The 20,181-nt window shown below is 39.2% G+C and carries 17 protein-coding genes and 1 pseudogene; 6 read left to right on the top strand and 12 right to left on the bottom strand.

Annotated features, from left to right (window positions below; genetic code table 11):
• Positions 1–5: 5 nt before the first annotated feature.
• Both DP73_RS03470 and DP73_RS21915 read right to left on the bottom strand, forming a co-directional pair.
• Positions 6–2,027, bottom strand: a complete 2,022-nt coding sequence (locus tag DP73_RS03470; RefSeq protein ID WP_052090364.1) for a CheR family methyltransferase — start codon at positions 2,025–2,027, stop codon at positions 6–8.
• A 47-nt stretch (positions 2,028–2,074) separates the two neighbouring features.
• Complete coding sequence (locus tag DP73_RS21915) at positions 2,075–2,887, bottom strand: chemotaxis protein CheB (protein WP_052090363.1); 813 nt, start codon at positions 2,885–2,887, stop codon at positions 2,075–2,077.
• Positions 2,888–3,088: 201 nt separating this feature from the next.
• On the opposite strand from DP73_RS21915, the gene DP73_RS03465 reads away from it, so the two are divergent.
• The 4 genes from DP73_RS03465 to DP73_RS23305 all read left to right on the top strand — a co-directional run bounded on the left by DP73_RS03465 (position 3,089) and on the right by DP73_RS23305 (position 5,947).
• Entirely contained in the window at positions 3,089–3,910 is an 822-nt protein-coding gene (locus tag DP73_RS03465) for a hypothetical protein (protein WP_052090362.1), read from the top strand.
• A gap of 64 nt (positions 3,911–3,974) precedes the next feature.
• Complete coding sequence (locus DP73_RS03460; protein WP_034597420.1) at positions 3,975–4,415, top strand: ISL3 family transposase; 441 nt, start codon at positions 3,975–3,977, stop codon at positions 4,413–4,415.
• Between the two features lie 16 nt (positions 4,416–4,431).
• Positions 4,432–5,757, top strand: coding sequence for an ISL3 family transposase (locus DP73_RS03455; protein ID WP_052090361.1), 1,326 nt, complete (start codon positions 4,432–4,434; stop codon positions 5,755–5,757).
• Between the two features lie 46 nt (positions 5,758–5,803).
• Positions 5,804–5,947, top strand: coding sequence for a hypothetical protein (locus DP73_RS23305; protein ID WP_165574376.1), 144 nt, complete (start codon positions 5,804–5,806; stop codon positions 5,945–5,947).
• A gap of 154 nt (positions 5,948–6,101) precedes the next feature.
• Here the strand turns inward: DP73_RS23305 and DP73_RS23810 are convergent, their stop codons facing one another.
• Positions 6,102–6,884 (bottom strand): hypothetical protein, encoded by a 783-nt coding sequence (locus DP73_RS23810; RefSeq protein WP_242865681.1) that lies wholly within the window; start codon positions 6,882–6,884, stop codon positions 6,102–6,104.
• Positions 6,885–7,828: 944 nt separating this feature from the next.
• Between DP73_RS23810 and DP73_RS03445 the strand changes: the two genes are divergently transcribed.
• Positions 7,829–8,647, top strand: a complete 819-nt coding sequence (locus DP73_RS03445; protein WP_165574375.1) for a GGDEF domain-containing protein — start codon at positions 7,829–7,831, stop codon at positions 8,645–8,647.
• A 514-nt stretch (positions 8,648–9,161) separates the two neighbouring features.
• On the opposite strand, the gene DP73_RS03440 is transcribed toward DP73_RS03445, so the two are convergent.
• The 6 genes from DP73_RS03440 to DP73_RS23300 all read right to left on the bottom strand — a co-directional run bounded on the left by DP73_RS03440 (position 9,162) and on the right by DP73_RS23300 (position 12,793).
• Positions 9,162–9,542, bottom strand: coding sequence for a putative zinc-binding protein (locus tag DP73_RS03440; RefSeq protein WP_052090360.1), 381 nt, complete (start codon positions 9,540–9,542; stop codon positions 9,162–9,164).
• Between the two features lie 122 nt (positions 9,543–9,664).
• Positions 9,665–9,793, bottom strand: a complete 129-nt coding sequence (locus tag DP73_RS24150) for a hypothetical protein (RefSeq protein WP_282432649.1) — start codon at positions 9,791–9,793, stop codon at positions 9,665–9,667.
• A 123-nt stretch (positions 9,794–9,916) separates the two neighbouring features.
• Complete coding sequence (locus DP73_RS03435; RefSeq protein WP_128751375.1) at positions 9,917–10,114, bottom strand: hypothetical protein; 198 nt, start codon at positions 10,112–10,114, stop codon at positions 9,917–9,919.
• 116 nt (positions 10,115–10,230) lie between these two features.
• Complete coding sequence (locus DP73_RS03430) at positions 10,231–10,728, bottom strand: metalloregulator ArsR/SmtB family transcription factor (RefSeq protein WP_052090359.1); 498 nt, start codon at positions 10,726–10,728, stop codon at positions 10,231–10,233.
• A 626-nt stretch (positions 10,729–11,354) separates the two neighbouring features.
• Positions 11,355–11,702 (bottom strand): hypothetical protein, encoded by a 348-nt coding sequence (locus tag DP73_RS03425; protein WP_034597415.1) that lies wholly within the window; start codon positions 11,700–11,702, stop codon positions 11,355–11,357.
• A 926-nt stretch (positions 11,703–12,628) separates the two neighbouring features.
• Entirely contained in the window at positions 12,629–12,793 is a 165-nt protein-coding gene (locus tag DP73_RS23300) for a hypothetical protein (RefSeq protein WP_165574374.1), read from the bottom strand.
• A gap of 199 nt (positions 12,794–12,992) precedes the next feature.
• Between DP73_RS23300 and DP73_RS03415 the strand changes: the two are divergent.
• A pseudogene (locus DP73_RS03415) lies at positions 12,993–15,120 on the top strand (thioredoxin domain-containing protein).
• Positions 15,121–15,368: 248 nt separating this feature from the next.
• Here the strand turns inward: DP73_RS03415 and DP73_RS03410 are convergent.
• From DP73_RS03410 to DP73_RS03400, 3 genes are all read right to left on the bottom strand, one after another.
• Positions 15,369–16,436, bottom strand: a complete 1,068-nt coding sequence (locus tag DP73_RS03410) for an HD-GYP domain-containing protein (RefSeq protein ID WP_034597411.1) — start codon at positions 16,434–16,436, stop codon at positions 15,369–15,371.
• A gap of 402 nt (positions 16,437–16,838) precedes the next feature.
• Entirely contained in the window at positions 16,839–18,575 is a 1,737-nt protein-coding gene (gene ade / locus DP73_RS03405) for an adenine deaminase (RefSeq protein ID WP_034597409.1), read from the bottom strand.
• Between the two features lie 175 nt (positions 18,576–18,750).
• Positions 18,751–20,082, bottom strand: a complete 1,332-nt coding sequence (locus DP73_RS03400; RefSeq protein ID WP_034597446.1) for a 5'-deoxyadenosine deaminase — start codon at positions 20,080–20,082, stop codon at positions 18,751–18,753.
• Positions 20,083–20,181: the final 99 nt, after the last annotated feature.

The following is a 20,181-nucleotide window of genomic DNA, read 5'->3' as shown; positions in this document are numbered from 1 at the left end:
TAAATTTAATTCTCCGTCTTAAAGATGACTAGGATTAAATCTGCAGATGGCTTTTTGCTGTTAATCCGGTGGGCATCGAGGTATATTTTTTTATAGCCGACGCCTGGGAATTCATAATCCACGAGGAAGCTTCGAAAAGATATCCCTTCGGTAATAATAGTGGTGATTTTTTCCTCTAACTCGCGAGTATTCCAGCGGCCTTTGCTAAGTTGTGAAAGCATCGTGCCTTCAGTTTCTAAAGGGCTCACCTGGAAAACCCGGTAAAAATCCAAGTTCGCTGTTAGCACCTTAAAATCACCGTCCAGCACAAGAAGGGGGAAGCCAATGGCCTCAATGATACTAAAGGCATAATCACGTCTGTCCCTAAGCTCAGTATTTAATAAATTTAGTGCCTTAAGTTTACTGATATTAACAAAAGAAACTACGACACCGGCCACCGTGTTTTCGGAAGTTCGATAGGGTGTTAACCGCATCAGGTACCATACCCCATCTAGGGTTTCTACCTCCTTCTCAATCTGGCCGTATGTCTCCAAAATCCTCTGAGCTTCGCAGACAATATCCGTCTTGCGGAGCTTTGTTACAAGGTGGGCCAGAGGACGACCAACATCTGAAGGAATGATGTTAACAAGCCTGGGGACTAAAGGAGTATACCGCATAATGTTCAGATCGCTATCCAGAAAAATAAAGGCAATTTCTGTGCTGTTTAAAAGATTCGTCATATCGTCATTGGAGTGGGCCAGTTCATTCAGTTTAGTTTGCAGTTCATTGTTAACCGTTACGACTTCCTCGTAGAGAGACTGCATTTCTTCTCGGGAAGTCTCCATCTCTTCATTTGAACTCTGTAATTCCTCATTAGCGGAGTGTAGTTCTTCGTTGGCCGCCGCTGTCTCCATGTAGGATAATTCAATCTCTTCGATGGTTCTGAATAGTTGAACTTTTGTACTCTTCAGCTCATTCTCCAGTTCGTCGATCCGCGTTACAGCATTGGACGAGCTGTCACCGATGTTGCTTAGCGGAGTATCAACGGGTAATGCATTAACTTCCTCAAAGATCACCAGGATCAAACCCTGTAATGTTCCGGGTTCCTCAATCGGCCTAACACCAAAATTAAGCGTGACTTGTTCGTCATTGATGATCACCCTCACGCCTTCAATCGTAATATCTTCTTTTGTTTTAGCGGCCTGACGAAGTACTGCCCTTAAACTATACCGCATTTCCTCCTTAACCATGGTTGCGATGTTTAAGCTAACTTCTCCTGTAGCTAGTTCAAAATATTTTCTACTACGTCCATTGATATAGATGATATCCCCCTTTTCATTAACGATAAAACAGGGCGGAGTATAGTTTTCTAACAACATTTTCTCTATAGAATTAATCATTCCTGATTTTTCTGATCCGACGATGCTTGTAAAATCCGCCCTTGCTTTGGCTGCCGTGATTATTGATGAATTGGGAAGAAAATTTGCCCAGAGTTTGGAAATGACATCCCGGCGTTTATATAACTTCCATTTGCTATTTAACACAGTATAAAGGTTCGTGTTGCTTCCAAAGGATTCGGAAGGACCTAAAAAGAGTATTCCATTGGGTAAGAGGCTGAAATGAAAAAGATTGGAAAGCCGTTTTTGCAAGGAATTTTCAAAGTATATTAAAAGGTTTCGGCAGCTGATCATATCCACCTTAATAAAAGGCGGGTCTTTAATAAGATCATGGGAAGCAAAAATTATGGTTTCTCGGATTTCCTTCGAAATCCGATATCGATTTTCTTCTAGCTTAAAAAAGCGTTTTAAGCGCTCAGGGCGTATATCCTCCGCGATACTTAAGGGATATAAGCCAGTCCTTGCTGTTAAAACAGCGTCTTCGTCAATGTCTGTAGCGAATATCTGTAACGTCATATTCTTCCGGGCTTTGTTCATGCATTCCTGTATTATGATTGCCAGGGAGTAAACTTCTTCCCCGCTGGAACACCCGGGGATCCATATTCGCAAGTTATATCCCTCCGGTTTATCCGCCAGCAAATCAGGAATCACTTGATTCTCCAAAACCTCGAAGGCTTCAGAGTCACGAAAAAAACGGGTTACGTTAATAAGTATCGCTTTGAAAAGAGTTCCACTTCGGCAGCGTTTCGCTGCAAATAGCGAACATACTCCTCAATATCTTGAATATGGCAGACGCGCATCCTGCTTTCTATACGCCGGTAAATAGTCCCTTTTTTGTAAAGGGAAAAATCGTGGCTGTTGTGCATTTGGATAATGAAAAGCACTCTCTTTAGTATTTCTGAGTTCTTACTCAATTTTTCGTTCATACTCCGGGAAGCTCTTCGTTGCAACCACTTGCTATGCACAAGGAGCTGATCAGTCATTTTCTCAATAGGCAAAATGAAATCTGCCAATTCCAAGACCGAGGAACTGCCAGCGGAATCAGCACACGCTAAGCCCCCGTCCTCAACCATGACCATACCAAACTGTGCTTTAATTTCTTTTGAGCCCAGCGCGCCATCATGACTTATGCCTGAAAGAATAATACTTATGGCATTTTCACCCTGGTCATAGGCCAGGGTGCTAAAAAAATAATCTAAAGGTTTTCGAGGATTAGAAAGGGGTTCCCGTAAATAAAAACTACCCCGTACAATTCCGGTATCTTTATCTTTCGGGCAGATGAACACATGGTTGGGCATCATCTTCATATCGTCTTTCACAGCTAAAACAGGCATAGATATGTATTCCTGCAGAATCTGAACCGTCATTTCGTGACGGCCGACAATAACAAAGGCCATCCCACAGTCGTCCGGCATATTTTTGAAAAAAGCTTTAAACGCCTTTCCCCCAACATGCGAGACTCCGATGCCCACAACTGGAAAACTATCGTTCAAGCTCATGTGATTTTGCACAAATTAACCTCTGTTCGTTCCGTATTTTAATATCTATATATATTGGACATTATTTGGGTTTCACCTCTATTTTTCTTTAATTATCTTAAACACTCAAATTCCAAATAAGTTGTCGCTTCTGGTTCCCCAAACCTTTCTCTGATCGCATAAAAACACCCTGCCCAACGGATACTAAAAGAATCTTATAATGAGGTGATTGTTTTGTTTTCTTTCTTTAAAAAACTATCGGGTGTAGAAGTTATTGATATTATAGGAGCCTTCAATTTATGGAACGCCTTAAGAGCACGTTATGGAAGTATAGAAACCCTTCAGATGTATAGAAACTTTATCCATGACCGTGATTTTGATCTTATGCTTAGTCGCTTCTTAAGTACCTTTATAAAGGAATCAAAGTTATTGGAAGAGAAAGCAACCCACTATTCTGTAACCTTGCCCAAGAGACCCGCAGTGGATATCCGGATTGACAAAAAGCTTGATGAGCTTACAGATAGATATATTTACAGGAGAATCTATGAAGACCTAGTTACTCAAATGGTTGTCCTTGGTCGGTGCTATAGAACTACTACAAGTAATGATCAACTCCGTGAACTTTTCAAACATGCCCTGTTAGGCCACGCCTATCAATTTCAAGTACTCTATAAATTTGGTAAGTTAAAGAGCTGGGAGGACAATCCTCCGGCTTACAAGCCCTCCAAGCCCATTAAAACTGAGGATTTATCAATCAGTGAAGCTTTCCATCTCTGGGACCATTTAAACTTAAGATATGATCATCTGCAATTAGTCATGTTCTCCATTAGTTTTGCCCATGACACAAGCTTTATTGCTGTCTTAGATATGGGCTTAATAATTGTCAAAAAGCAGATCGAGAAACTTGAGGAACTGTGTCTAAACTATAGTGTCCAATTACCTGAAAGGCCACCCGCTGAAATGGTGCAGCGCATAGATCCGGAAGCAATGGAAGATCAATTTATGTATAGAATTCTTCTCACAAGCCTTCAGAATTCTGGTTCTTTCCATAGTTAGTTGAATTTAACGGTAAATTATGGTATAATAGAATGGTCAGAAACACTGAAAACGAGGCTATTCTATGGATGAATTTGTTAAGTTATTAGATAGCAATTTAGAGTATGTCAGTCATAAGATTATTGAGGATACTATTTATATCAAAGTTGTGTCTACACGAGAAGAACCTATCTGTCCCTTTTGTGGAAAACCTTCATCAAAAGCTCATTCCCATTATGACAGAAGTTTTCAAGACTTACCGATGCAGAATAAGAAAGTGATCATAATTCTTAGCAACAGAAAGATGCTCTGCTATAATCCAGATTGTGAACATACCACTTTTGCTGAAACTTATGACTTCCTACCAGTTAAGGGCAAAAAGACAAAACGCCTCGAAGAGGCAATCATCAATTTATCTCTGAATGTAAGCTCTCTCACAGCATCCGCTATATTGAATACTAGTATTGCAAAAGTAGGTAAGAGTACCATTTGCAATCTTTTAAAAAAAAGACGTACCAATAATTGATAGAGAATCAGTTTCCATGGTTTGTATAGATGACTTTGCAATTAGGAAAAGGGAATCTTATGGAACAATCATGGTTGATATTGAAACTCACCGTGTGATTGATTTAATTCCGTCGAGGGAATGCGAAGACGTTGTAGAATGGTTGAAGACCTATCCAAACCTCAAAGTCGTTTCTAGAGACGGCTCGATTTCATACCATAATGCTATAACTAAGGCACATCCCAAAGCTGTCCAGGTAAGCGATAGATTTCATATACTTAAGAATTTAACTTCGTATTGCAAAGATTTTCTTATGAAATACTTTAAGGCCAAAATAATTATTACGATGCCTAAAAAGCCTCAGGTAGATGTGACGGCAACATCGGAACTATCTTTAACTAACAAAAAACTAGCATTAGAAGAAAAGTCTAAGCGAGCGTTTTCTATGCTCGCGAAAGGTTATAGCAAAACACAGATTTGCAAAGAGTTGAATATGGATATTCGGACGCTGGATAAATTGATGGGAATGAGCATGGAAGAACGTAATCAGTATTTAAAAAGCAGTATGGACCTCTCACATGAGCAAAAAGTGTTAAGAAAGCAGGAACTGATAAATACCGTTAAGGATATGCATGAGGGAAAATTCTCTATAAGATTAATTTCCAAAGAGCTGCAGTTATCTAGGCAGACGGTTAAAAAATATCTAAATGAAAGTGTAACAGCAATTCATGGAAGTTATAGTGTTAAGAGAAAAAGTATCTTAGACCCATACCTAGGTGAAATAAATGTGTTAATTGATAAAGGCATTGCCTTGACTGCAATTGAAGCCAAAATTCGTCAAGTAGGTTATAAAGGTTCTTCCTCTACTCTAAGAACTTACGCAGCAGGCTTGAAAAGGCTGATTCAGAATACTTACAATGCTAATAATATAGTGCCAGAAAATACCGAATTAGTAGAACGTAAATTGTTAATAAAGCTATTATTCAAACAGGTTGGGAAAGTTAAAGGACTGGACAGCAAATGTTTAGATAGAGTACATAGTCAATATCCTAGGTACAAGGAGATCATAGACATCGTAAATGAATTCCGGAAAATGTTGTTGGATAAAAATGTTGGCATGATTGAACAGTGGATACATAGGGCTTTGGGCTTAAATATTCGTGAATTGACTTCATTTATAAATGGCATTACCAGAGATATTACAGCAGTAAAAAATGCCATTAAATACGAATACAATAACGGACTTGCCGAAGGTAGCGTAAATAAACTTAAGGTTATAAAGAGGATAATGTATGGTCGTAATAGTTTTGAAATGTTAAGGAAAAAACTGTTACGGCTTGAAAAAAGGCCAAAATTCAACTAACTGTGGAAAGAGCCAGAATTCTATTGACTTACACATGAGGGCAGTAATGGAGACGGTAAGAAATGACAGCCTGCGCAAAACATTCATCGATTTATTTAAAGATGAAATGAGTTCCTATGATAAATTCCTAAAATACGGAAAAGCAAAAGGCTGGACAAAGACACCACCTATGTATGGAGCATTAGTATAGACGAGACGAAAGTCACAATGACCACCTTCTATATGTTCATTTTAGAATTTACCAAGGTAAAAGACACGAGCATTAGTAAAAGCAAGGTAAACGTAAAGAAAACTTGGTTTGTGCCAGAGGCACAAACCAAGTTTCACTATACTGCGGATTTTATCTAGGCGACTTGTGTGATAACTAGATGAGCCGAAACAGGCCTTGTTCCTCCGGCGATAGGGGTAATGGTTAGCGCTGTTGCATTGCCGGCAGGGTTTCGGACAGTGAGCACTGAATCGGCGACTGTTGTAGTCACATAAGCCATTCCCACTATTTGAGAGGTACCTGTTGCCCGCCCGACTACAGTATATGCCAAGTCGGCTCCATTGAGAGTTAAAATCAACTGACCCGCCTCGCTCACACTTACCTGAAACAAAACCTGATAAGTGCCGATTGCAGACAAGTTAAATTCGGTATCACTAATTCTTGTAATAGTTGTTGCGCTGGTAGGTCCGTCTTGGGGAAAGCTTACGTCAGTACCGGGAGCAACTGTTGCTGCATTATCAGGAGGCATCAGGGCAAAAAAATCGGCAAAGTTTAATACTGTCGTTAATGGTAAAGTGTTCTCTTCAAGTTCTGCCGGTAAGACTCGATGGGCTGCCACTAAATTTCCTGCTGCGTCCTTCCCCCAAGCCGATATTGCTATTTCCTGCGAGCTGGTGGTAAATTGAAATTCAAAAGCATCGAAATCGGCAAAATATATTCTTTCCACCGCTTCACCGGGCAACAAATTAATTTGCTCTAATACATAGAGCACTTTTATTGCCCCCATAACGAAGCTGCCTTCAGTCATCACCGATTCTGTTGTGGTCCCATCATTTGTAATTCTCACCACAAAGGTTACGGTCGGTCTGACGCCTAGCACAGCTGTGTTTTCGATCAAACCGGTTGTTAATTCGGCCATTAATTTTTCCTCCACATCGTTTATTATCAATTGTTTATGATAAAACCTTTTTGTATATTGCTCTCAATACAATATATGGGCTATATTGGTACAGGTTAACTAAATAGAGCACTTAGAATTAGTTTTGTACTGATGAACGTGTCTATCATTAATTTAACTGCTTGATGTATATAGAAAAATACAGCTAAAATCAGCTGTATAAACCATACAGAAACAAGGCTGGAAGCCTCATGCTTCCAGCCTTCAATCTTCTCTATTGAATGCAATTATGAATTGTACTTGGACTATGAATTTTCGTGGGATAACTGCAATATCTAGTTTTAGTAAATTGAGTTTATTGTTCTCTGCCTTCACTAATCATTTTTAGCCATAGCCTAGGGATTTTGGAATTAAGCGAATATTTACGAGTTCATTGTTAAACATGATTATGAACTGTGCAAATATTTTGTAAGCAATAAATTGGACAATATTTCTATATGTTAGTATTTTTACATGGTATAATAGTAAAACTTAGCAAACTTTGTCTAAATTCGAAAAGTTATGGTCTAAGGTAATTTTACGATAACTCCCAAACTGCCGAAATATAAAAAGTATAAGCAGCACTCATTCAGTTAAATTAAATGCTTATACGGAGAGGACATGTCTTGAATATTTATTCTTTAATAGTCGTTCTTGAACTGTTAGGTATTAATACGTATACGACCTATACATGCTCGAAAAAGAGAAATTCAAAATACGTTTCGTTTTTTTCGTTATGTATCGTTACAGTCGTGTTTTCTGCACTATTATTTCCTTTTGTACCTAAAATACCTAATTACGGGAACGGTAACGGTAATGGTCTTTTCATGATATTCGGCTTTTTATATATCATTCCATTGAAATATTTCTTTGACCAACCCATAAAACATTTAATAGTAATTATGTCATCATCATGGATATATACAATGTTCATGTTTGCATTTTCTTTTAGGGTTGGGTACTTATTTCCATCAGAATTTTTATGGTTATCAGTTCTAATTATCCAAACGCTTGCTTTTGCAATGACACTTCCTTACTATATTAAGTTTGTAAATAAAGTATTTATTTATATTCTTAAGAATATAGAAAATAATATAATAAACTCTCTTCTATTAATAAGCTTGTCATGGTTTTTTATTATTTTTTTAACAAACTATATTTTTGTTGAAGGCAGCTCCGTCCTAACGGAATTTATAATGCTCTTTGTTATAATAGGTAATGCTATGTTGTCCTATAAAATGGTTTACAGTTTGGTATCTGTTAATAACAAAGCAAGAGAATTACAGGAAATAACCCGAATTGATGCGCTTACTCAATTGAAAAATCGCGAAAGTTTATATGATGATGCACTTCAAAAAATAAACAACAGCAAATGTTTTACGATTATCTTTGTGGATTTAGATAATTTCAAGTCGGTTAATGATAGCTTCGGTCATGCTATTGGTGATGCTTATCTCATTGAGTTTACTAAAACAGTCAAAGAAATCCTAAATATTAATGACGGCTTTTACCGATTGCACGGAGATGAATTTGCTTTACTTGTTGATAGGCTTGATATTGAGACCTTTTGCCGAGAATTTGAGAAATTGGAATTCAAAAATATTCCTGATGGTGTGTCTTTTAGAGGAGCAAGTTTGGGGTGCTCTTCCTTTCCTGTAGACGGTAACGACATAAGCAAATTGTTGCATTTGGCAGACTTTAGAATGTATCAAATAAAGAAAGAAAAGCACAGGATAGGAACATAATGTACTTTGGAACAATCAAAAAGGAACACATTTTATTGAATTCCTTTTTGATTGTTGGATATTAAGTAAGATGTACAAATACGTACAGAAGATAATAGCGGCAACGCAACACGTTCTGGCAGTTTATAATCACCGCATACTTTCTTTGCCTTCATTTAAGAACCGAGAACTACCCTATCTACTAATTTTAGTTCAAATAATCTTTATATAGTTTTTCCTTAGAAGAGCGGATAGTCTATAACTCAAATATATAGAGGCCTATTGGTTCCCCTAATAATAATTTAATTGAATGTAGTGATTGCCTTTTCTTATCATTGGATATTCGTAGTGTCGTTTATCGACATGCCACTGGTGTCATAGATGTTTGAAGACCCAACTTAAAACTGCTTAACCAAAGGGTTTGAGATAAATTTCCCAGCAACTTACTTTAAGTCCCCCAAAAGATTCGTTCCGTAATGCTGATTACAGCCGAATATACTAACTCAAAATTGATCTATTGCCGTAAGATTAAGAATCATAATCGATTTTGTTTTTCCTTAATTTTATTGCAAATATCGTTAATAACTTCTGAAGTGACTTCTGTTTTCCCCTTTTTCAATCCCATATCCGTTAAAATATAAGACACAGCATTTATTTCCGCATGCTCCATAACCTTCTTACCACAAATCACCTGGCAACCGTCAATTACTATTACTTCCTCAACTTTTTTGGCTGCATCTATAAATGGTTTCATATGTGCTGCAATACCGGCTATGCAACTCATTGAGGATTGGGCAAAACCCTCTTTTCGCAATTGTCGGCTTACCTGATCCGCTATTTCCCCTACATCAGCACAACCACTACATGCATAAACATTCCTCAATATCGATTTTTCACCACAATTACAAATAGTCACGATAAACAACCTCCTTAATAAATTAGGTATATTTACTCTGACCTTGAGCGCTTAGCGAAAGAAAATGTCTAAAATACGGTAATATGCTGTACAATCCCAATCAGTTTTAATTAGTTATTACTTCAGAATTTAATTTTTGTTTCTGGACGCTTTATGCCACTTATCTTACAGTCCTCGCATACCTTTAATCCATTATCTTCGTATAGCTCATCTTGCGAGACATCTAACCCACATTTTTCACATTTAGGCATTCCGGTTCCTCCTTTTAAATAAAATCAAGAAAATTATTAATTGCATACATGCGCATATCAGCATATGAAAAATTAAAAAAATATGCTAACTGAACTAGGTAGCAGCTTTTCGCCCAATCTTTATTAGTTACGACACACTCGCTGGCAACTAGCAGGGATAGTATCCAACTGCTCTTTCTTATCCGTTGATTCATTTATAAGCATATCAATTAATACCCTTGAATTCATCATTACAGTTTCTTTTACCATTTCTGCAATATCAATTGCATCTCTTATTTCTAGAACTGTTGCACCTGCCGCACGGGCAGCTTCGTAATGCACCTCCACTCATGGCTGGCAATTTGCAGCAATACTTGCCCCTATAGCAATTAATTCTTTAGTTTTTTGCTCAAGTTCTGACAATTACCCCCGTCCTCCTTACAAATAATCCTAAAACTTTAGGTATCTGTTCCAATTACACATTTTCCATCTACTCTTAAAGACAATCGCTTCTTATACATTTCCAAGTCTAATTCCAATTGTTCTTCACTAAGATTAGCCCCAATAATGGTGAGTAGTTTACCGGCAAAACTTTCCGACTTTACTAGGGCTGAATAATACCTCCAAGCTCCTTCCCGTCTTTCGTTAACAATATTTGCATGCCTAAGTATAGAGAGATGGCGTGACACTGAATATTGAGGTACTTGAAGTGCGTCCACGAGCTCACAAACGGTTGACTCTCCACCTAAAAATAGAATCCTCACTATCCGGAGACGAGTCTGATCCGCCAAGGCACGAAAAATCACTTCTGCTTTTTTTAACGACTCATATGTTATATGTTCCATATAGCATATGATAGCATCTGTCTTTATTTTCAGCAAGACATAATAATGTTTAATTATATCGAGAAACCGCATATTTTTTATAAAAATTCGTAAGGCAACCAATGGTAACAAATGTCCCTCTTCCTCACTCGCTTTGATATCTATAGTCCCTTCGTGATTCTTTACAATAGACTTACAATTTGATAACCCTAAACCGCTCCCGCTCCAGTCATGCGAACGCGCTCAATCCGGAAGTTTGGATACATCCCAACGTCCGTGGTGCCCATGGGGTGTCCAATTGCATCGGCGAATAGTTCTCCTCCGTTTAAAGCTTGCTGTGACAAAGGGTATCAATAAGAATTGCCCATCTACATGAAATGTTAACTTGTTATACTAAAATTGCCTTAATTGACACACCAAATTTGAACTGACGAATGATTTCGTTCTTATGTTTGATATACATAAGATTTGCCATATCACTAAAATCCTGCTTATTTAATTAAATATAATCAAGAATGAAAAGATTCCTATTGATTTATTAATAAGAGTATATACCGTATTGACTAAATTTTATTACCAGTTGTCGCATCATAATTTTGTAAATCATTCCTGCTGCACCGCTTTGGGCGTATGGTAATGTGTTGTCTATTGCAAACTTCACAGTGTTGTAGGTGATGTAGTGGATGATGCCTGAGTGAGTACTTTTCATTTTCTCGTTTTACATTAAAAAAACTGTAATTTAAATTTTATTGAATTAATTAATCACTCTTCTCAGAATCCGACATACTAAAAATATGGAATCCCATCGTAAATATTGTTGTTATAATAATAAACGGAATTTCATATATCATAGTGTAAATTGGGGATTGATCAGTTGAAAATGCAACAAAACTATGCCACATAAAAATTAGTGGAATTGTTGAAACCGGAATCTTCCAAGTATATGATTTTTCAAAAAGTATTCCTATTCCAAAAACGCTTAGCAAAGAAATGAACATTACTATTAACCAATATTTAATATTATTCAATAATATTAAATAAGTAATTGTTGTAGTTAGTGTTAGGATAATCCATATTTGTTTGTTTAAAAAAAGATCTTTATTCATATCTTCGCTCCCTCAATACCACCCGTAGCCTTAGTAATTATAGTCACGGCAATGCAAACCAACGCCAAATTCGAGAACCCTTCCAAAATTCCCAAAGTTTCTGGGTCCATGCTCTAACCACCTCCATAAAAAGAAGGTCCTAATTATCTCTATGAATTTAGGTTGTCTATTGGCGTATAAATATTCTGAACCAATATCTCTGTTTACCATTAAAAAACCCTTATACACACTATCTACTCTAGTAACCAGTTTAAGAACAATGCGAAGTATAAGATGTTCGAATGCAGGTTCGCAAATTGGTCTTTATCAAAGTTGTGTTGCCAGACGTTCTTATTGAACACATAAAGTCCGATAATGATTGTTACGTTAGGTCCCCTCGTACATTTGTGAACGGGGGGACTGTTAATTATCATCGTGAATGCCTTTTGTTATACGATGTGGCCTCCCTTATGAAACGCTTTTAGAAATAAACATCCATAAAGCTACATGAGAAACCAGACCAATTAAAGAAGTTATTATCATTGCTTTTTGATTAGTCTTAATGAAATAGAATATGACAACCACATATATTGCAACAAAAAGGAAATTAAGAAATATTTGCATACTAGACATAATTCCAACGAATCCAATTGAGAATGAACTAATAGCATTACTCAAGTAAATTAGTCCTAAAAACAAAACTTCGCAAGTAGCTAATAAGGAGGTAAAGAGAATAATAATAAGATTGGCGAACTTCTTCAAACCACTCCATCCTCTCTTTCAAAAAATATATTTAAATAACTCCATTTAAGAAATAAATTATCTTACTTTATATGTCTTCGCCATATTACATAAATTTCCTCCTGCGTCGGATATCTCTCACAAGTAATGTGGGTTAGACGGTATTTTACTTTAGCGTTTAAGAAAAATGCTTAACACCTTTTGGTCTATTTTAACTTTTCTTGAATTTCTTTAAGCATTTTCTCGATTCTATTGAGTTTTCTAATATGCCATACCACAAAGGCAACTATGATGATAGGAATTCCAATTATAGGTATAAACACACTAATTACAGCTGTTGTAGGGTCAATAAACGCTGGGAAAATAAACATTTCTTTCCCCCTCCAAACAACTTCAATCCTGATGAACAGCTTAAGTGCTTAACAATATCTTACGAATGCGTTACTGTTTAAGACCCACCACCACATATTTTATTATAATCCATTTCTTTCCACTATCCTACTAATGCGTTACTTAAGTATTGTTTGGGTATATTAACTGCATAAATAGAAAAAGGGAGGTGTTGCCCATATGACGATTACGAATCAACCCAATAGACTAGCCAAGGAAAAATCACCTTATTTACTTCAACATGCAAATAACCCTGTTGATTGGTTTCCTTGGGGAAAAGATGCGTTTGAAAAAGCGAATGCTGAGAACAAACCCATTTTCTTATCTATTGGGTATTCGTGAATGTTGTCTACTACAAGCGACTTGCCATTGGTGCCACGTAATGGAACGTGAATCCTTCGAAGACGACGAGGTTGCCGCCTTACTAAATCGCTACTTCATCTCCATCAAAGTCGACCGGGAAGAACGTCCGGACGTAGATCATCTGTACATGGCCTTCTGCCAAGCTCTCACCGGATCAGGTGGTTGGCCGCTGACAATTATGATGACCCCCGAGAACAAGCCGTTTTTTGCAGGAACTTATTTTCCCAAAAAAGAGCGCTATGGCTATAAGGGAATGCTGGAGCTTCTGGAACAAGTAGGGACTCTCTGGACAACGAATGAACTAAAATTACGTGAGTCTGCGGATCAGATTGTGGCAGCTGTCCGTACCGGACGCTCCGTACCTAATAAAACATCCCCAGTCTCAAGTAATCTCAAGGAGACCCCAGAGTCCATCCGATCTTGGGGAAATGAAGTTATCTCTCAGGCTTATTCCATCCTTGACCAGAGCTTTGACTCACGTTACGGAGGTTTTGGAAGTGCCCCTAAATTTCCGACTCCACATACACTAACCTTCCTCCTGCGCTATGGGGAGGATCATCCTCAAGACAGAGCCGGGGAAATCGTCCGTAAGACTCTCGATGGTATGGCTCTCGGTGGAATTTATGATCATGTGGGATTTGGATTTGCACGGTATAGTACTGACGATAAATGGTTGGTCCCTCACTTTGAAAAGATGCTTTATGATAACGCCTTACTAGCCTTAGCGTATTTAGAAAGCTATCAAGCAACCAACTTTTCTAAAGATGCTCAAATCGCCCAAGAAATTTTCACCTATGTGCTGCGAGATATGACCTCGCCCGAAGGAGGTTTCTATTCAGCAGAAGATGCCGACGCTGAGGGGGAAGAAGGAAAATTCCATGTCTGGACTCCCCAGGAGGTTGAAGCCGTTCTAGATAAGGAGTTAGCGGCTAAGTATTGTGCTGTATATGACATTACTTCTAAAGGAAACTTTGAAGGAAAAAATATACCGAACCTTTTATTAGGGAAAATCAAGCAGGTTGCTCACGAGAACTCTTTATCTGAAGAAGAAGTTTTGCAATCTCTAGAATCCGCAAGGCGAGCACTCTTTGATGCACGGGAGAAGCGAGTCCACCCTCATAAAGATGATAAAATATTAACCGCCTGGAATGGTTTGATGATTGCTGCCTTAGCAAAAGGGGCTCAAGTTTTGGGAGATACCTCCTATTTGAAAGCAGCTGAAAGAGCAACAGACTTTGTGCTTACTCAGCTCCGGCGAAGTGACGGTCGTTTAATGGCCCGTTACCGTGAAGGTGATACTGCCTACCTGGGATACTTAGATGATTATGCCTTTCTAATTTGGGGTCTTCTGGAACTATATTCTGCAAGCGGCAAACCCAAAGTCCTCCAAACCATCCTAGAACTTCAAGAACAACAGGATTTTCTGTTTTTTGACGAAGAAGCTGGCGGATATTACCTGACGGGTTCAGACGCGGAAGAACTTCTCTTTCGTCCGAAAGAGAGTTATGATGGTGCCCTTCCTTCGGGTAATTCCATTACTGCCCTCAATTTACTTCGTCTCGCCCGCCTAACCGGAGATGAACGTTGGGAACAAAAGGCCCAGCAGCAGTTGCTGAATTTCCGAACAGTTCTTGAAGAGCATCCTTCAGGTTACACAGCCTTCATCCAAGCTATCCAGTATGCACTTCATCCTTCTCAGGAATTGGTACTGGCAGGCTCCCTTAACTCCTCTGAACTTCCGGAAATGCGTAAACTCTTCTTCTCTGAGTTTCGTCCCTATTCGTCAGTTTTGTACCAAGAAGGAAGTATTAGTGATATTGTCCCTTGGCTTCATGATTACCCTGTTGAGCCGGATCAAACGACAGCATATTTATGCGAAAATTTCACCTGTCAAAGACCTGTTCACGAGCTGGCAGACTTCCAAGTACTTCTGAGCAACTCATAATAAAACATCAAAAACATGGCCGGCGCAAAATCGAAAGCGCCCAGCCATGTTTTTTTATGTCTAGGTTTGCATTATCATGTAAATCTAATATTAACTACAGATACGCATACAAAAAGAGCCTTTTACTCAACCTGTTCTACCTCTTCTGAAGATAGGCAATAGAAATTAACCTAATCTACCTAAAGCAAGCAATTATATCAGTCTAAGAAAAAGGCTCTACTTTTTTAATATTAAACGTTTATAAATATTTAACGGTTGTCCACGGCAATAATCATCAGAGAGGGGCATTCTGCCAGGTTATAATCGATTGGCGAAGCAAGTTCCTCTTCGTTCTCATAGAACATCCTGACAAAGGGCCTGTTTGGGAAGGCTGGGTTTTGTTTTACAACATTTCCTCTTTGACCATTACTCAAGAGAATCCCGGAACCTGACGGGTATACTGCAATATGTTTCTTAAATACTTCTAAAGTTCGAGGACAAAAATGGGTATTGGATTGAGAAACAATGTATTCATAAGCCTCATTAGGCTCAATTGCTTTGCGATAAATCCGTTTACTGGTCAAAGCTTCATAAACATCAGCTACTGCAGCCAATCTGCCATATTCATGAATTTCGCTTCCTTTTAGTCCTCTAGGGTAACCCGATCCATCCCACTTTTCCTGATGTTGAAAGGCCACATGAGCCGAAAGCAAACTGAAGTCGTTATTTTTCCGTAAAATATTAAACCCATCACCTGCGTGCTTCTTAATCTCCTCAAATTCCTCCTCAGTTAGAGGGGCTTTTTTATTCAGGATATGTTCTGGTATTAATATTTTTCCAATGTCATGCATGAGAATACCCATACCAAACTCGATTAATTTTTGTTCAGAATATCCTGAAGCAATCCCTAAGACAAGGCCAACAATCGTTGAATTAATAGAATGGTGAAAAGTATAATCATCATACCCTTGCATGTCGGTCAAATTCCCCAAAATATCTGCACTAAAAAGCAGGTCGTTAATCATTTGCTGAATAGTTGATCGGACGTCAGCCACGACTAAAGTCCCCTCTTGACCACTCTCTATATAATTGCTGACATGCTTAATCGTTTTATAGGCAACTTCCCGAGTTTGGCCGGTAATCGACATATGAAATTCAACGTCTTCTAATCGATTATCCTGAATAAAAAGAACATCGTAACCCATGGTTATTAAACGTTCAATATACGAAGCAGTCAGGCGAATCCCCGTCTGCAATAAAATTCTACCTGAAGAATTAATTACAGGACGTGCTAAAATCGATCCTTCCTTGACATAACGAGTACTTACCAACCGCATGAAAATTCACCCTATCCAAGATTAGTGTAAGTCTTTGTCCTATATATTTTGGCCTAATAGACTAAGTTCGTCAAATATCACTAAAAACCTTTATGAATTTATGTTTTTTTAAAACTTTTCCCTTTAGTCCTATAAAGTTTTACACTACCCTTGACAATTTAGAATATTATAGGTCTTTCGAACCATTATAATCTACGAAACGGATCACTGGCAACTTTTCTTCTTCAGGCAAGGCAATAGCTACAATTATTTTTTTTCAGATCCAGATATTAATCCCCTTGTTCCTAAATATAAAAGGAACTGCTCCCCCTTTGAGTAACAGATTTTTATTATTTAATCTGTTACTTAAAGGAGGAGCATCCCCATTCTAAAGATGGTTTAAATACAGATCAAAAGCTAGGACTAACTTTCTAATACTACATCAGTTAACCGAAAGTGTTCTACGTCAACCAAGCCTAAATCTGTAAGTTTTAATTCCGGGATGACAGGTAAAGAAAGAAATGCCAGGGTCATAAAAGGATCAACCATTTGATTAATTCCAAGACCGACTGCTAACCTATGTAACTCAGCTAAATTCTGAGCTACAGTCTCGGCATCCTGGTCCGTCATTAATCCGGCAATTGGCAAAGGGAGTTTTCCGATTATCTGATGGTTATCGACTAGACATAGACCGCCACCCATCTCGACACAGGTCCTAATGGCTAAGTTCATTTCCTCATCACTCATTCCAACGACAACTAGATTATGGGAATCATGAGCGACTGTTGAAGCAATGGCTCCTTTGGCTAGGCCTAAACCCTCGACAAACCCTACCCCGATATTGCCAGTTCCATGATGACGTTCCAGCACCGCTAATTTGGCAATCTTTTGAGTTAAATCAGTCATAATCAGTCCATCTTTGACAGGCAGTTCCCGTATTAGGGCCCTTGTAACTAGGGAATGATCTTGGACTCCAATGACCTGAACTTTAGCATGACTCAAGGATTTGGATTCCCTATTGGCAAATACTCTAAGCTTTTCCGGTATCCAATCAGTTAAATGTACACTTTCAGTAAGTCCAGAGGCATCAGAGCGTGGAAATTTTGGCCGCTCGCCCTTTGGGCTTACCTTTGTTCCTTGCCAGTATACATCCTCTATTGCAAAACTCTTTAAATCATTCAATACAACGAAATCCGCTTGATAACCCGGCGCTACCGCACCTAGGCGAGAGAGCCCGATCGCTCGGGCAGCATTGATCGTAGCCATCTGGATTACTTGAATTGGATCTACTCCTGCCTTAATCGCCAGACGAACAAGATGATCGATGCTTCCTTCATTTAGAAGATCCCTGGGATGTCGGTCATCTGTGACAAGAAGACATTGTCCGGAATTTTGGCTCGTGACTGCAGGCAAAAGATCTAAAAGGTTCTTGGCTGCACTGCCCTCTCGCAGCATAACATAAAAACCGCGTCGCAGCCGTTCTTTAGCTTCTTCGACCGTTGAACATTCATGTTCAGTATGTATTCCGGCTAGGAAATAAGCATTAAGATCCTGGGGAGATATTCCCGGAGCATGTCCGTCAAAGAAGGATACAGGAAGACTTAGCTTTTCCACCATATCCTGCTTAGCTTCGATCACTCCCAGGTAATCCATAACTTCTCCTAAACCTATAACTTTAGGGTGTCCGACGAATTGTAAGAGATCCTTAGCTCTGAGGTGGGCCCCGGAAGTTTCTAAATCTGTTGCCGGTACACATGAGGGAAGTGCCACAAAGGTATTAAAGGGTAACCCATTAACACTATCCAGGATATATTGAATCCCTCGACTTCCTAAAACATTGGCAATTTCATGAGGATCGACAACCGCTGTAGTTACACCATGGGAAAGTAGAACTGAACAGAACTCCTCCGGACAGAGATGCGAGCTTTCAATATGGACATGTCCGTCTATCAATCCCGGAACAACATACTTACCGCACAAATCCAGCTCTTTTTCTGCTTCTGCAAAGGTGCCAATGCCGACAAAAGCTCCTTGATGGACTCCAATCTCTGTTTCATGGATTTCTCCCGAAAAGACATTAACTAACCTTGCTCGTCTCAGAACCATGTCAATCTTCACCAGGCCCCGGGCTTCATCCATTCTTTGTTTAAAGCTCGACATATGCTCATGCTCCATTCACGTATGATAAGGCTTTAATTTTTAACATGTGCAAATCAACTTATATTATAGATTCCTACTTGCATGCTTGATCTGTATTTTTAATAGGAAGTGTCCCCTCTGGCCATTTATGGCTGTGGGGACACTTTTCAGTCATTCCATTGCAATAAGAGATAGTTTAAACAAGTCCGACCCGTTGCAAGACTCGATTCAGACTGCGGGTTGAGCTTAACTTAAGCTTAGGAACATCAATTGTTAACAGTTGGCGATCTTTCATAACAATTCTGCCGTCTACCATTGTCAGGCGAACATCAGAGGAAACCGCCTGATAAACCAACTGAGAATAAACATCTACATGGTCATTGGGCCAGGTGTGTAAACCCTGCAAGCTTACGACTGCCAAATCAGCTTTTTTGCCGACTTCCAGACTTCCTAAATCATGTTCGTGGCCGATAGCTCGTGCTCCACCCAAGGTAGCCAGTTCAAAAACTTCTCGCGCCGGCATAACTGTCGGTCCATGTAAGGGCTTTTGAATCAAAGCGGCATGTCTCATTTCCCGGAATCCGTCTAAATTGTTGTTGCAGGGTGCCCCATCGGCGCTTAGGGAAACCTCTGCCCCACGTCTCATAAGTTCCGGAATCGGCGCAATTCCGGAGGCCAGCTTAAGATTTGAAGACGGGCAATGTGAAACTCTTGTTTTGGTACGGACAAGAATCTCCTTTTCTGCCTCATCCAGCCAGATACAATGAGCTAAGATTAGCTTTGGCCCCGTTAATCCCACCTTGTCCAGATAGATAATATTCCGCATTCCCCGAGTACGTTCCACTAGTTCAATTTCCGAACGGTTTTCTGAGGCATGTGTATGGACAAAAGCATTCTTTTGGCGGGCAAGTTGCGAAACCTCTTTTAATAATGAATCGGTGCAGGAAATAACGAAGCGCGGAGTAAAGGCAACTTCTAGGCGCCCATTTCCCTTACCGTGATATTTTTCAAACAAATCTACGCTTTCCTGCAGCGAATCCTCAGTCTTTTCTTGCAAAGAAAGTGGTATATCTCCATTGCAATCATCCATCATTACCTTCCCGCTCAAAGCTCTTAAGCCACTTGTCAGGATGGCTTCGAAGGCATGTTCAGTATGATGCACCGTTTCCATGTCGACAATCGTCGTTGTCCCACCCAGGAACAATTCTCCAATCCCTAATAAGGCAGAGTCATATAAGGATTCCGGATCATGGCCGCCTTCCAGAGGCCAAATTCTTTGTTTAAGCCAATCTAAAAGTTCTAAATCGTCAGCCTGTCCTCGAAACAGAGTCTGACATAAATGAATATGCGTCTGAATTAAGCCTGGTATTAGTAAATCTCCATTAAGATCAATTACTTGATCTGCAGGTTGTTCGATATCTCCCCCAACTGCTACAATCTGAGATCCATCTACAAGCAGATCTCCATGGATGATTTCCCGACTGGCGTTCATTGTAACAATATTCGCATTTTTAAAGAGAATGCGCATCCAATTCCCATCCTTTCCCTTCTTGCGAAAGGCCCCTCCACTCTGAAGCTGGCGCCATGCGCTGGCCATGGATGGCCAAGTATCCTTGTTCTGACTATA

The organism is Desulfosporosinus sp. HMP52 (assembly GCF_000765145.1).
Taxonomy (GTDB): domain Bacteria; phylum Bacillota; class Desulfitobacteriia; order Desulfitobacteriales; family Desulfitobacteriaceae; genus Desulfosporosinus.
Note: the sequence above shows the minus strand (reverse complement) of the source record. Positions and strands in the feature narration are given on the sequence as shown.